The sequence below is a fragment of the Kineococcus siccus genome (assembly GCF_009906795.1).
GTDB lineage: Bacteria > Actinomycetota > Actinomycetes > Actinomycetales > Kineococcaceae > Kineococcus > Kineococcus siccus.
Map to the genome: position 1 here is coordinate 1 of NZ_JAAALN010000117.1, position 13792 is coordinate 13792.

14 protein-coding genes and 2 tRNA genes are annotated in these 13792 nt (G+C 73.7%); 14 read left to right on the plus strand and 2 right to left on the minus strand.

All coding sequences use genetic code 11. From position 1 onward, the window contains the following. From GTR02_RS13470 to GTR02_RS13495, 7 genes are all read left to right on the plus strand, one after another. A partial coding sequence (locus tag GTR02_RS13470) for a DciA family protein (protein ID WP_240895663.1) occupies positions 1 to 569 on the plus strand: 569 nt, incomplete at its 5' end. Between the two features lie 294 nt (positions 570 to 863). Then, positions 864 to 2987 (plus strand): DNA topoisomerase (ATP-hydrolyzing) subunit B, encoded by a 2124-nt coding sequence (gyrB, locus tag GTR02_RS13475; RefSeq protein WP_420814728.1) that lies wholly within the window; start codon positions 864 to 866, stop codon positions 2985 to 2987. A gap of 71 nt (positions 2988 to 3058) precedes the next feature. Next, a complete protein-coding gene (gyrA, locus tag GTR02_RS13480) occupies positions 3059 to 5803 on the plus strand; it encodes a DNA gyrase subunit A (protein WP_166608012.1) in 2745 nt (914 codons plus the stop codon). After that, on the plus strand, positions 5800 to 6270 hold the full coding sequence (locus tag GTR02_RS13485; RefSeq protein ID WP_166608013.1) for a DUF3566 domain-containing protein: 471 nt from the start codon (positions 5800 to 5802) through the stop codon (positions 6268 to 6270). The genes gyrA and GTR02_RS13485 overlap by 4 nt, the downstream gene beginning before the upstream one ends. Before the next feature lie 79 nt (positions 6271 to 6349). Continuing rightward, a tRNA-Ile gene (locus tag GTR02_RS13490) sits at positions 6350 to 6423 on the plus strand. A 27-nt stretch (positions 6424 to 6450) separates the two neighbouring features. Continuing rightward, positions 6451 to 6567, plus strand: coding sequence for a DLW-39 family protein (locus tag GTR02_RS23240; RefSeq protein WP_338073799.1), 117 nt, complete (start codon positions 6451 to 6453; stop codon positions 6565 to 6567). A gap of 10 nt (positions 6568 to 6577) precedes the next feature. Continuing rightward, positions 6578 to 6650, plus strand: a tRNA-Ala gene (locus tag GTR02_RS13495). 59 nt (positions 6651 to 6709) lie between these two features. Here the strand turns inward: GTR02_RS13495 and GTR02_RS13500 are convergent. Further along, positions 6710 to 7630, minus strand: coding sequence for a hypothetical protein (locus GTR02_RS13500; RefSeq protein WP_166608014.1), 921 nt, complete (start codon positions 7628 to 7630; stop codon positions 6710 to 6712). Between the two features lie 184 nt (positions 7631 to 7814). Between GTR02_RS13500 and GTR02_RS13505 the strand changes: the two genes are divergently transcribed. Further along, a complete protein-coding gene (locus tag GTR02_RS13505; protein WP_166608015.1) occupies positions 7815 to 8339 on the plus strand; it encodes a peptidylprolyl isomerase in 525 nt (174 codons plus the stop codon). A gap of 66 nt (positions 8340 to 8405) precedes the next feature. Continuing rightward, positions 8406 to 9281 carry a rhomboid family intramembrane serine protease gene (locus tag GTR02_RS24515; RefSeq protein ID WP_166608016.1) on the plus strand — a complete coding sequence of 292 codons (876 nt, stop codon included), beginning with the start codon at positions 8406 to 8408 and terminating at the stop codon, positions 9279 to 9281. Positions 9282 to 9519: 238 nt separating this feature from the next. On the opposite strand, the gene GTR02_RS23250 is transcribed toward GTR02_RS24515, so the two are convergent. Next, positions 9520 to 9846: a cell division protein CrgA gene (locus GTR02_RS23250; protein WP_205709221.1), complete on the minus strand. Its 327-nt coding sequence runs from the start codon at positions 9844 to 9846 to the stop codon at positions 9520 to 9522. Positions 9847 to 9984: 138 nt separating this feature from the next. Between GTR02_RS23250 and GTR02_RS13520 the strand changes: the two genes are divergently transcribed. From GTR02_RS13520 to GTR02_RS13540, 5 genes are all read left to right on the plus strand, one after another. Then, positions 9985 to 10743: a DUF881 domain-containing protein gene (locus tag GTR02_RS13520; protein WP_166608017.1), complete on the plus strand. Its 759-nt coding sequence runs from the start codon at positions 9985 to 9987 to the stop codon at positions 10741 to 10743. Beyond that, positions 10740 to 11486: a class E sortase gene (locus GTR02_RS13525; protein WP_166608018.1), complete on the plus strand. Its 747-nt coding sequence runs from the start codon at positions 10740 to 10742 to the stop codon at positions 11484 to 11486. Before GTR02_RS13520 ends, GTR02_RS13525 begins: the two co-directional genes overlap by 4 nt. 4 nt (positions 11487 to 11490) lie before the next feature. After that, positions 11491 to 11652 (plus strand): hypothetical protein, encoded by a 162-nt coding sequence (locus GTR02_RS13530; RefSeq protein WP_166608019.1) that lies wholly within the window; start codon positions 11491 to 11493, stop codon positions 11650 to 11652. 106 nt (positions 11653 to 11758) lie between these two features. Then, positions 11759 to 12223, plus strand: a complete 465-nt coding sequence (locus GTR02_RS13535; RefSeq protein WP_166608020.1) for a DUF4190 domain-containing protein — start codon at positions 11759 to 11761, stop codon at positions 12221 to 12223. Between the two features lie 113 nt (positions 12224 to 12336). Further along, on the plus strand, positions 12337 to 13792 hold a 1456-nt coding region (locus tag GTR02_RS13540; RefSeq protein WP_166608021.1), incomplete at its 3' end, for an LCP family glycopolymer transferase.

The following is a 13792-nucleotide window of genomic DNA, read 5'->3' on the forward strand; positions in this document are numbered from 1 at the left end:
ACGCAGAGGGGAACGCGGGGGGCGAGGGGCCCACGGGCGCCGACGTCGCGCGCTCCGCGCTGGGCCGGGCGCGGGCGGCGGCGAGCGCCCGCGGGCTGCGGCCCTCCAGCGCGCCGCTGGGGACGCGGGCCACGAAGGACGCGTTCGGCAGGGCGTACGGCCGGCCCCGGCGGGGGGACGCCTCCGCCCGCTCGGGCGCCTGGCCCGACGCCCGGGACCCCCAGGCGCTGGGGGGCACCCTCGACCGGCTGGTGGGCGAGCGCGGCTGGGAGCAGCCCGTCGCGGTCGGCGGCGCGTTCGGCCGCTGGGACGTCGTGGTCGGCCCCGAGCTCGCGGGGCACTGCACGCCCGAGTCGCTCGACGACGGCACGCTGACGGTGCGCGCGGAGTCGACGGCCTGGGCCACGCAGGTGCGGCTGCTCGTGAGCGTGCTGGTGCGCCGCCTCGACGAGGAGCTGGGGCACGGCGTGGTGACCAAGGTGGTCGTCAAGGGCCCGACCCGGCCCACGTGGCGCAAGGGCGGGCGCAGCGCCTCCGGTGGGCGGGGACCCCGCGACACCTACGGCTGAGCCCTACCACCCGCGGCACCCCGTGAGAAGGGGGAACGGCCGCGGATCGCGCCCAGGATCGGCCGGGAGGCCCGCACGTAGGTCCCCACGTCCCCGGGGGGTCGAACGGTCTGACAGCCGCCACAGGGCCGCTGAGCGCCGTGAGGACCCTCCGGCGGGGTAGGATGGACCGAGAACCTGGCCGTCGACGGGCCCGTGGTGCCCACCGGCGCCGCGTCCGGTCGCCCCGAGCACCAGCCCGGTGGCGCCTGTGCCTCGACGACGAGCCGAGACGCGGAGGGAGAACACCCAGTCGTGCCTGACGAGAACCGTCCCGAGGACGAGCAGGCCCAGCCCGAGGCGCAGGTGGGCGGAACGTCGGAGGGGGCCCTCGAGGCGGCGGACGGCCCGGTGCCCTCGCTGGCCGACGCGCTCACCGACGACGGCGCGGTCGCCGACGCGCGCGACGACTACGGCGCGGGCGCCATCACGGTGCTCGAGGGCCTCGAGGCCGTCCGCAAGCGGCCGGGCATGTACATCGGTTCCACGGGTGAGCGCGGCCTGCACCACCTGGTCTACGAGGTGGTCGACAACTCCGTCGACGAGGCGCTGGCCGGCTACTGCGACCAGATCACCGTGACGCTCACGGCCGACGGCGGCGTCCGCGTCGTGGACAACGGGCGCGGCATCCCCGTCGACGTCATGGCCGGCGAGGGCCGCCCGGCCGTCGAGGTCGTGCTCACGGTGCTGCACGCGGGCGGCAAGTTCGGCGGGGGCGGCTACTCGGTCTCCGGCGGGCTGCACGGCGTCGGCATCTCGGTGGTCAACGCGCTGTCGCGGCGCCTGGACGTCGAGATCCGCCGGCAGGGCTCCGTGTGGCGGCAGTCCTACGCGCACGGCGTGCCGACGGCCCCGCTGGTCCAGGGCGAGCCGAGCGACGAGACGGGCACCACCGTCACGTTCTACCCCAGCGCGGAGACCTTCGAGACGGTCGAGTTCGACTTCGAGACGCTGCGGACCCGCTTCCAGCAGATGGCCTTCCTAAACAAGGGCCTGACCATCACGCTGCTCGACGAGCGGGCGCAGCCCGAGGAGGACGAGGCCGAGGCCGAGGCGACCGACGCCAGGCAGCTGCGCGAGGTCACCTACAACTACGCCGACGGCCTCGTCGACTACGTCCGGCACGTGAACGCGCTCAAGAAGAACGAGCCGATCCACGAGTCGATCATCTCCCTCGAGGCCGAGGACGCCGAGAAGGGCATCTCGGTCGAGCTCGCGCTGCAGTGGACGACGGCCTACACGGAGTCGGTGTTCACCTACGCCAACACCATCAACACCTCCGAGGGCGGCACGCACGAGGCCGGCTTCCGCACCGCGCTGACGAACCTGGTCATCGAGTACGCCCGCACGTCGAAGCCCGCCCTGCTCAAGGACAGCGAGACGCTCGAGGGCTCCGACATCCGGGAGGGCCTGACCGCGGTCATCTCGGTGAAGCTCGCCGAGCCGCAGTTCGAGGGGCAGACGAAGACCAAGCTGGGCAACACGATCGCGCGGACCTACGTCCAGGCGCAGGTGCGCGAGCACCTCGGGCACTGGTTCCAGGCGAACCCGCGCGAGGCGAAGGCCATCGCCGCCAAGGCCGTCTCGGCCTCGGTCGCGCGGATGGCCGCCCGCAAGGCGCGCGACGCGACGCGCAAGGGCCTGCTGGAGCGCAACTCGCTGCCCGGCAAGCTGAAGGACTGCCAGTCGAACAACCCCGCCGAGTGCGAGGTGTTCATCGTCGAGGGTGACTCCGCCGGGGGTTCGGCCACCCGCGGCCGCGACCCGCGGACGCAGGCGATCCTGCCGATCCGGGGCAAGATCCTCAACGTCGAGAAGGCGCGGCTGGACCGGGCCCTGGGCAACCAGGAGGTGCAGGCCCTCATCACGGCGTTCGGCACGGGGATCGGTGAGGAGCTGAACCTCGACAAGCTCCGCTACCACAAGATCATCATCATGGCGGACGCCGACGTCGACGGTCAGCACATCCGCACGCTGCTGCTCACGCTGCTGTTCCGGTACATGAAGCCGCTGGTGGAGAACGGCCACGTGTACCTGGCCCAGCCGCCGCTGTACCGCATCAAGTGGCAGGGCGGTGCGGCGCACGAGTTCGCCTACTCCGACCGGGAGCGCGACGCCCTGATCGCCGACGGGCTCGCCGCGGGCAAGAAGCTGCCCAAGGAGAACAACACCCAGCGCTACAAGGGGCTGGGCGAGATGAACTGGGACGAGCTGTCGGAGACGACGATGGACCGGGCCCACCGGACGCTGCTCCAGGTCACCCTGGAGGACGCGGCGGCCGCGGACACGATGTTCTCCGTGCTGATGGGCGAGGACGTCGAGTCGCGCCGGTCCTTCATCCAGCGCAACGCCCGCGACGTGCGGTTCCTCGACGTGTAGCGGTTCCACGTGGAACACGCGTGACGCCGTCCGACGAGCACCGCACGAACGCCTGAGAGGGAAGCCGCACCGTGACCGAGAGCACCACCGAACCCCCCACCGGCGACAACGTCGAGCAGGTCGAGCTGCAGCTGGAGATGCAACGGTCCTACCTCGACTACGCCATGAGCGTCATCGTGTCGCGGGCCCTGCCCGACGTCCGCGACGGCCTCAAGCCGGTCCACCGCCGGGTGCTCTACGCGATGTTCGACGGCGGCTACCGGCCCGACCGCTCGTACTCCAAGTGCGCGCGCGTGGTCGGCGACGTGATGGGCCACTACCACCCGCACGGGGACACCTCCATCTACGACGCCCTGGTGCGGCTGGCCCAGGACTGGTCCTTGCGCTACCCCCTCGTCGACGGCCAGGGGAACTTCGGCTCCCCGGGCAACGACCCGGCCGCCGCGCCGCGCTACACCGAGTGCCGGATGGCCCCGCTGGCCATGGAGATGGTCCGGGACATCGACGAGGAGACCGTCGACTTCTCGGCCAACTACGACGGGCACACGACCGAGCCCGACGTCCTGCCGGCGCGCTTCCCCAACCTCCTCGTCAACGGGTCCGCCGGCATCGCCGTGGGCATGGCCACGAACATCCCCCCGCACAACCTGCGGGAGGTCGCCGACGGCGTGTCCTGGCTGCTGGCGAACCCCGACGCCAGCGACGAGGAGCAGCTGGCCGCTCTCCTGCAGCGCATCAAGGGCCCCGACTTCCCCACGGGCGGCCAGGTCCTCGGCTACCGCGGCATCAACGACGCCTACCGCACCGGCCGCGGGTCGATCACCATGCGGGCCGTCGTGACGGTCGAGGAGATCCAGAACCGGACCTGCCTGGTCATCACCGAACTGCCCTACCAGGTCAACCCCGACAACCTCGCCGAGAACATCGCGAACCTCGTGCGCGACGGCCGGCTGTCCGGGATCGCGGACGTGCAGGACCACACGTCGGGCCGGACGGGGCAGCGTCTCGTCGTCGTGCTGCGCCGCGACGCCGTGGCCAAGGTCGTGCTGAACAACCTGTACAAGCACACCCAGCTGCAGGTGAACTTCGGCGCGAACATGCTCGCGCTCGTCGACGGCGTCCCGCGGACGCTGCCGCTGAACGCGTTCCTGCGGCACTGGATCGCCCACCAGCTCGAGGTCATCCAGCGCCGCACGCGCTACCGCCTGCGCAAGGCGGAGGAGCGTGCGCACATCCTGCGGGCGCTGCTCAAGGCGCTCGACGCGATGGACGAGGTCATCCGGCTCATCCGGGCCTCGGCGACCGTCGAGACGGCCCGCGACGGGCTGATGGAGCTCCTCGAGATCGACGAGCTCCAGGCCCGCGCGATCCTGGAGATGCAGCTGCGGCGCCTCGCGGCGCTGGAGCGGCAGCGGCTGACCGACGAGTACGACGAGCTCATGCGGCAGATCGAGGACTTCAACGACATCCTCGCCCGCCCCGAGCGGCAGCGGCAGATCGTCGGCGACGAGCTGGGCGAGCTCGTGGCCCGCTACGGCGACGAGCGCACGACGCAGATCCTCCCCTTCGAGGGGGACATGAGCGTCGAGGACCTGATCCCCGTCGAGGACGTCGTCGTCACCGTCACGCGCGGCGGCTACACCAAGCGCACCCGCACCGACCTCTACCGCGCGCAGCGCCGGGGTGGGCGCGGCGTGCGCGGGGCGTCGCTGCGCGAGGACGACGTCGTGGAGCACTTCTTCACCACGACGACCCACCACTGGCTGCTCTTCTTCACCAACCTCGGCCGCGTGTACCGCGCGAAGGGCTACGAGCTGCCCGAGTCCGGCCGCGACGGTCGCGGCCAGCACGTCGCGAACCTGCTGGCCTTCCAGCCGGGCGAGAAGATCGTCGCGGTGCTCGACATCGAGGACTACGAGCAGGCGCCGTTCCTCGTGCTGGCCACCCGCGCGGGCCTGGTGAAGAAGACCCGGCTCGCGGAGTACGACTCGAACCGCTCGGGCGGCCTCATCGCGATCAACCTGCGCTCGCGGCAGAACGACGACGGCACCGAGACCGACGACGAGCTGTTCACGGCCGCCCTGCTCGACGAGGGGGACGACCTGTTCCTCGTGTCCCGCAAGGGGATGTCGGTCCGCTTCACGGCGGACGACGCGACGCTGCGCCCCATGGGGCGGGCGACGTCCGGCGTCACGGGCATGAAGTTCCGCGACGACGACGAGCTGCTCGCCATGGCGGTCGCCTCCGAGGGCCGCGAGGTGTTCGTCGTCACCGAGGCCGGTTTCGCCAAGCGCACGCCGATCGCGGACTACCGCCGGCAGGGTCGTGGCGGCCTCGGCATCAAGGTGGCCAAGCTGACCGAGGCGCGCGGTGACCTGGTGGGCGCGCTGACCGTCGACGAGAACGACGAGGTCCTGGTCGTCATGGCCGGCGGCCGCGTCGTGCGCTCGCGCGTCGACGAGGTCCCGAGCCGTGGCCGGGACACGATGGGCGTGACGTTCGCCAAGCCGGAGACCGGCGACCGCATCATCGCGGTGGCCCGCAACGTCGAGCGCGTCGTGGACGAGGAGGTCGGCGTCCTCGACGACGACGGCACCGACGCGGTCGTCCCGGCCGTCGACGCCGACGACGTCGCGGGGCCGGGCGACGACGCGGCCGCCGCCGAGGGCGCCGACGCGGGTGTCGACCCTGTGCAGAGCCTGCTGGAGGCCTCGACGGCACCCGGCGGCGTGGCGGAGGATGGCGTACCGTCGCAGGACTCGGCCGACGACCCGTCGCCGGACGACGACTCCACCGAGCCCGGAGGTGCTTCGTGAGCCCCGCCGAACGAACGGCGTCGACGCCCGCGTCGGCCAAGGCGCAGAGCGGTGCGGCCTCGCGGCCCGCGGCGCGCGCGTCCTCGGCCGGCGCCGTCGACTCCGTCCCCCGCCGCGTCCGCCTGACGCTCGCGCGGATCGACCCGTGGTCGGTGACCAAGCTGTCGTTCCTGCTGTCGGTCGCGGTGGGGATCGCGCTCGTCGTGGCCACCGGTGTCGTGTGGAGCGTCCTGAACGGGATGGGCGTCTTCACCGACCTGAACGGCCTGCTGCGCGACATCGCCGGCAGCGAGATCGACATCAACCTGCTCGACTACGTCGGGTTCGGCAAGGTCCTCTCGCTGGCCACCGTCATCGCCGTCATCGACGTCGTGCTGCTGACCGCGCTGTCGACGATCGTCGCCTTCCTCTACAACGTGTCCTCGGCGCTCGTCGGCGGGCTGCACGTCACCCTCTCCGACGACTGAGGGCCGGGGCGGTCCCTCGCGTTTTGGGGGTGCCGCCCCTCCTCGGGTACAGTCGGGGAGCCGCGTCCGACGCGGTCACGGGCCTATAGCTCAGTTGGTTAGAGCGCTTCGCTGATAACGAAGAGGTCACTGGTTCAAATCCAGTTAGGCCCACTCCCGTCCCTTCCGCGGAGGTCCAGAGTGAAGAAGATCCTGCTGCTGGCCGCCGTCGCCGGCGCCGTGGTCGTCTACCGGCGCAAGGCCTCGGACAAGGCCGAGCGGGACCTCTGGGCCGAGGCGACCGACACGGTCCGCTGATCCACCGCCGGGGGGCGTGGCGCAAGTGGTAGCGCACCTGCTTTGCAAGCAGGGGGTTAGGGGTTCGAGTCCCCTCGCCTCCACCCCGTGAGACGACGAAGGCCCTCCCCGCTGCGCGGGGAGGGCCTTCGTGCGTCCGGCGTCAGCGGTGCTCGTCGTCCGGGGTGCCCTGGTCGGGCGTGGGCTGGTCGGCGGCGTGCGCGCCGGCCTGCGCCTGCTGCTCGGCCGCGCCGGCAGCGTCCTCGATGACGACGGTGCTGCCCTCGGCGGGCTCCGCGGGGGGCGTGGACGAGGCGGCGGAGGACGACGCGGTCGCCGTCGGGGTCCAGGTCGCGCCCGGCGTCGCCCACGGGTCCTCGTCGTCGCGCTTGCGCAGCGCGGAGTACGCCGCCGCACCCAGACCGACGACGAGCGCGACGAGCAGGAACTTCCGCCCGCGGCGCTTGGGGGGCTGCACGACGACCTCGCCCTTGAGCACGGCCAGCGCGTCGCTCGAGCGGCTCTTCGCCACGCCCGCCACTCCGGCGGTCGCCGCGGCGGCACCGGCGGCCTTGGTCGTGGCGGCGGCGACGGCCGGAGCCGCGGCCGCCTGCGCCGCGGTCGACGCGGTGTGCGCGGCGTCGGCGAGGCGGGGCAGCACGTCCTCGACGAGCTTCTCGCGGGCGGACTCCACGACGGGGGTCACGGCCGCCGTGGCGGCGGTCGTCGCAGCGGCGATGCGGGGCGCGGCGGCGGCGGTCGCGGCGGCGGTGGCTGCCGTGGCGGCGGCGGTCGCGGCGGCGATGCGGGGCGCGGCGGCGTCGTGCGAGGCCGACCACCCCTTCTCCAGCTTCGGCTGCGCCCAGTCGCGGGCGGCACCGACGTGCGGGCCGGCCCAGTCGACGGCGTCCTTCGCCACGGGTGCGGCCCACTCCTTGGCGCTGTCGACGGCGGTCTTCGCCGTGACGACGGCGGCCCCCGCGGCCGGCGCGACCTGCTTCGCCAGCGCGAGGCCCTGGTCGCGGACCTGCGACTGCAGCTGCTCGACGGGCGTCTTCCGGGCGGGCTTGGTCTTCAGGAACATCCGTTCCTCCTCTTCGTCGGTCGGGCGGCCCGGCGCGCGGTGGCGGTCGGGACGTCAGCACCGGTGTGAACGGTCGGGGACAGCCTCCCGTGCCCGGGCGCGTCGGTCCAGTGGGGGGTCGCACGGCCGCGGCGGACCCCTCCCCACCCCGGGCGGCCGGGCCCGCCGTGGCAGGATGAACCGCATGCACGCCACTCTGCACACCAACCACGGCGACATCCGGATCGAGCTCTTCGAGAACCACGCTCCCAAGACCGTGGCCAACTTCGTGGGCCTCGCGGAAGGCACCACGGAGTGGCAGGACCCGGTCTCGGGGGAGAAGAAGAAGGCCCCGCTCTACGACGGGGTCACCTTCCACCGGATCATCTCGGGCTTCATGATCCAGGGCGGCGACCCGCGCGGTGACGGCCGCGGCGGCCCCGGCTACCAGTTCGACGACGAGATCCACCCGGACCTGCGCTTCGACAAGAAGTACCTGCTCGCCATGGCGAACGCCGGCAAGGTCGGCGGCCGCGGCACCAACGGCTCGCAGTTCTTCATCACGACGACCACGACGCCGCACCTGAACGGCAAGCACACCATCTTCGGCGAGGTGGCGGACGAGGCGTCGAAGGCCGTCGTCGACGCGATCGAGAAGGTCCCGACCGGCCCCGGCGACGCGCCGCGCGAGCCCGTCGTCATCACGAGTGTCGACGTCGAGCACAGCTGACGTCCGCACGCCCCCGCCGGTCCCCGGGAGGGGGACGCTGGGCGGGCCGCGGGCGTTGAGGTCTCCGTGAGCACTCCGGACACCCCTGCGCCTGCGCCCGCCGGCGTCCCCGTCTGCCCCCGGCACCCCGACCGCGAGTCGTGGGTCCGCTGCCAGCGCTGCGAGCGTCCCGTCTGCCCGGACTGCCAGCGCCCCGCGGCCGTGGGGGTCCAGTGCGTGGACTGCGTCGCCGAGGGCGCCCGCACGGTCCGCGCGCCCCGCACCACTCTCGGCGGTGCCGTCCGCTCCCGCGACACGGCCGTCACCAAGGTGCTCGTCGGGCTGTGCGTCGCGATGTACGCCGCGGGGTTCGTGCTGCCGCCCGAGATATCGGCCTACATGCCGCTGGTCAACGCGGAGAGCTACTACATCACCAGCTTCGCGGCCGGGAACTACTGGCAGCCGCTGACCTCGGCGTTCCTGCACGCGAGCCCGCTGCACCTGCTGTTCAACATGTACGCCCTGTGGGTGACGGGCCAGTACCTCGAGCCCCTGCTGGGCCGGGCGCGCTTCCTCGCGCTATACCTCGTCTCGGCGCTCGGCGGCGCCGTCGGCGCCACCCTGCTCCCGATGACCGCGGGGGCCAGCACGGTCGGGGCCTCGGGGGCGGTCTTCGGCCTGTTCGGGGCGCTGTTCGTGGTCAACCGCCGGCTGGGGCGGCAGTCCAACCAGGTGCTCGTGCTCATCGGCATCAACCTGGTGCTGGGCTTCGTCGTGCCCGGCATCTCCTGGCAGGGCCACGTGGGCGGGCTGGTCACGGGGGCCGTGACAGCCGCGCTGCTGTCCCGGCGCCGGGGCCCCGCCGCCGCGGCCGCCCAGTGGACGGCCGTCGGCGCGGTCGCGGTCGTCGTCGTGGCGCTGCTGGCCTTCGCCGCGGTCCGGATGACCGTCGGCCTGCCCTGAGACCGCGCCCGGCGACCCCCGCCTCGTCCCCAGGCTGTGGACGGCCGGTGGGGAACCACACCGCTGTCATCCACCGGGTGTGGGCACCGTTGTGGACGACGAGAGCCCTTGCCCACAGGTATCCACAGGCTGTGGACGAGTCGGTGGACAGAACCTGTGGACGACGACCCCGTGCGGGTCTCGTCGTCCCCAGCTCGTCCCCAGGCCGTGGACAGCCGGCCGGCGCGGAGCGCTGTGGTCAGCGCCAGCGCGTGGTCATGGCGAAGCCCACGATGATGAGCCCGAAGCCCGCCAGCAGGTTCCAGTTGTCCCAGCCCGGGACGGGGTACTGCGAGCTCGACAGGTAGAACGTGACGACCCAGACGAGCCCCAGCACCATGAGGCCCAGCATCGTCACGATCCACCAGCGCGGCGTCATGCGGTTGCTGGCCTTGATGGCCTGGTCGGTGGTCATCTCCCGGCCGCGCCCGCGGCGGGTGCGGCGCGCCGGCGTGGCCGCCGCGTCGCCGGTCGCGGCCGTCGGCTCGTCGCGCTGCTTCTTGCGGCGCAGCGGGGACTGGGACACGGGGAACCTCCGGGATCGGCGGGCGGACTGCCGATCAGCGTAGTCCGCGCCGGCCCCGCGGGTACCGTGCGACGACCAGTGGTCACACTGGGGGAACCCGCGACCGCGAGGCGCGGGGACGACGACGACGGGACACCGATGGGCCACCGCGCACGCCGCACGCCGCGGCCCCTCGCGCGGGCCGCCGCGGGGCGGGTGGGCGTCGCGCTCGTGCTCGCGGCCGGTGGGCTGCTCTTCGCCACCAGCGCGCAGACCTCCCAGGGCACCGACCTGCGCTCGGACACCGCGGACCTGCCCTCGCTCGTGCGCGAGCGGTCGCAGGTGGTGCAGGCCCGCTCGGCGCAGGTCGCGGCCCTGCGCGCCGAGGTCGACCGGCTCAGCCGGGCGGCGTCACCCGCCGGCACGCAGCCCGACCCGCTCGACGACCCCGCGCTCGGCGCTGCGGCGGGGACCACGGCCGTGCAGGGGCCGGGGCTGCGGGTGACGCTGGACGACGCACCGCGCACGGGCCCGCGCCCGGTGGGGGCCGCCCCGGACGACCTCGTCGTGCACCAGCAGGACGTCGAGGGCGTCGTCAACGCGCTGTGGGCCGGAGGCGCCGAGGCCATGACGATCATGGACCAGCGGATCGTGTCGACCTCCGCGGTGCGCTGCGTCGGCAACGTGCTCGTCCTGCAGGGCCGCACCTACTCACCGCCCTACGCGATCGCGGCCATCGGGGACCCCGCCCGGCTGCAGGCGGCCCTGGACGCGAGCGCCCAGATCGCCGTCTACCGCGAGTACGTCCAGGCCTACGGCCTCGGCTACGACGTCGCTGCGAGCGACGACCTCGTCGCGGGCGCCTACGACGGGTCCCTGACGCTCGAGCACGCCCGCGTCGACGGGGCCGGGGCGTGAGCGCCGCGGACCGCCCGCGCGGGCGCGCGGTCGTCGGGGTCGCCGGCGAGCTCCTCGTCACGGCCGGGCTGCTGACGCTGCTCTTCGTGGTGTGGCAGCTGCACTGGACCGACTTCACCTCGGGCCGGGCGCAGGCCGCCGCCGTCGACGAGCTGCAGCAGCAGTGGGCGGTCGCGGCGCCCGCCACGCCCGGGCCGAGCGCCCCGCCGGAGCAGGCGCCCGCGCCCGCGGCAGCGGCCGCGCCGGCGCTCGACGTGACCCCGCCGCAGGGGGACGCCTTCGCCATCGTCTACGTCCCCCGCTTCGGGTCCGACTACGCCGTGCCCGTCGTGGAGGGCACCGCGACGGACGACCTCAAGGAGGGCATCGGCCACTACGCGGGCACCGCGATGCCGGGCCAGGTGGGCAACCTCGCGCTGGCGGGGCACCGCGTGACCTACGGCAAGCCGTTCCACCTGATCGCCGACCTCCAGCCGGGCGACGCCGTGATCGTGGCGACGGCCACCCAGTGGTTCACCTACCGCGTGCAGACGCACGAGGTCGTGCGGCCCACGCGCGTCTCGGTGATCGCACCCGTGCCCGACCAGCCCGGCGTGGAGCCCACGCAGGCGTGGCTGACGATGACGGCCTGCCACCCGATGAACTCGGCGCGCGAGCGCTACGTCGTGCACGCGCTGCTGGAGTCCGTGCAGGACCGCGGCGCCGGGCCGCCCGCCTCGCTCGCGCCGGTCGCGGGGGGCTGACGGCGTGTACGGGTGGTGGTGGCGGGTCCTCCCCGGGCCCTGGTGGGTGCGCCTGCTCCTCAGCCTCCTCGTCGTGGCCGCGGTGGTGGCGCTGTGCTTCACGGTGGTCTTCCCGGCGGTGGCGGACCGGCTCGCGATCAACGACGGCACGGTCGACGGCCGCTAGCCCGTCCCGGGGGCTGCCCGCGTCGCCGTCGCCGCCCGGCCCGCGGGCCTGCGAGGATCCGTCTCCGGTGCCCTGCCCGGGGGCGCAGCGACACGAGGAGGAGACCATGGCGTCGACGACCGGACCCGACGGCAGCGGCCACCAGGGCTACGACCGGCAGGGCTACGGCGACCCGTACGGGACGCCGCCGGCCGCCCCGAAGAACGGCGCGGGCATCGCCGCGCTCATCCTCGGCATCCTGTCCCTGCTGCTCTTCTGGCTCCTGGGCCTCGGGCTGCTGCCGGGCCTCGTCGGCATCGTGCTCGGCATCGTCGGCCTGCGCCGCGCCCGGCGCGGCCGCGCGACGAACCGCGGCACCGCGCTGGTCGGGCTCGTCACGAGCATCGTCGGCACCGTGCTCTCGCTGATCGTCGCCGTGGTGCTCGCGGTCACGGTGGGCGCCGTGTGGAACACCGGTGGGCGCGAGTTCGCCAGCTGCGTGAGCAGCGCCGGCAACAGCGAGGCCGCCATCCAGCAGTGCGTCGACACCCTCAACCAGCGCGTCGACGACATCGGCACCGTCAACCCCTGAGCGGTACCCGGCGGGCGTGCGGGGGCGCCCGGGTGTGAAGGCCTCGCACGCGCGCTGGTGCGACCTCGGGGATCCGGCGGGGAGCAGTGGACGTCGTCTCCTATCGTCGTGCCGTGGCCACCTCACCCGACGTCGCTCCCCCGCGCGACGACGTCCCCGGCCGCGGGCGCCGGCCGCGCGGCCAGCACGCCAGCCACCAGCACGGGCTGGCCTTCCGCGTGCTGCGGGTCCTCGGGGTCACGGCGGTCGTGCTGGCCGTCGTGGCGGCGGGCGGCGGGGTGTGGGCCTACCACCGGCTGCAGGGCAACATCCAGTCCGCCGACATCGACGGGCTCCTCGGCAACCGCCCGGCGGTGGACGCCGCGGCGGACCCGACCACGGGGAACACCGCGCTGAACATCCTCGTCATGGGCAGCGACACGCGGGACCTCTCCGACGGCACGGGCGGCGAGTACGGCGGCGAGTCGGCCGACCCGGGCGCGCGCTCGGACACCACCGTCCTCGTGCACCTGGCCGCGGACCGGCGCAGCGCGCGGCTCGTGAGCATCCCGCGCGACTCGATGGTGCAGATCCCCCAGTGCACGGGCCCGGACGGCCAGGTGGACCCCGCCCACCTGGGCATCTTCAACTCGGCGTTCTCCGAGGGCGGGGCGGCCTGCACGGTCAAGACGGTCGAGGCCCTGACGAAGGTCCGCGTCGACCACTACGCCGTCATCGACTTCAGCGGGTTCCGCTCCATGATCGACGCGCTGGGCGGCGTGACCATCTGCACGCCCGAGGCGATCTCGAGCGAGCGGGCGAACCTGTACCTGACCGCGGGCACGCACCAGGACGTCGACGGCGAGACGGCCCTGGCCTACGCCCGCGTGCGCTACGGCGTCGGCGACGGCTCGGACATCTCGCGCATCTCCCGCCAGCAGGCGCTGATGTCCTCGATGGTGCAGAAGGTCACGAGCTCGCAGATCCTCCTGCGCCCGGACAAGCTCTACGCGTTCCTCGACGCGGCGACGAGCTCGGTCACCACGGACCCGCAGCTCGCCCAGCTGTCCACGGTCGTGGAGCTGGCGCAGAGCCTGCAGAAGATGCCCGCGGGCGGCGTCGAGTTCATCACCGTCCCCACCGAGGAGTACCCCCGGGACCCCGCGCGCGTGCAGTGGACCGCCGCGGCCACCACGCTCTGGGACCAGATCCGCACCGACGCCCCCACGGGGGCGGCGGCCGCCCCGACGGCCGAGCCGTCCGCGTCGTCCGCCCTGACGGTCGCGCCGTCCCAGGTCTCGGTCGAGGTGCTCAACGTCGGGGCGCCCGCCGGGACCGCGGGGACGGCCGCGACGGCCCTGGCGGCGCAGGGCTTCACGGTCGCGGGCACCGGGGACGGTGACGCCACGGCTCCCGGCTCGGCCGTGCTCGTGCGCTACGGCAGCGGGCGCGCCGACTCGGCGGCCACGGTGGCCGCCGCCTTCCCGGGCGCCACGCTGCGCCAGGACCCCGGCCTGACGCGCACGGTCGTGGTCGAGCTGGGGGCCGGCGCGCCCGCCGCGGTCGACGTGCGCCCGCGCCTGTCGGGGA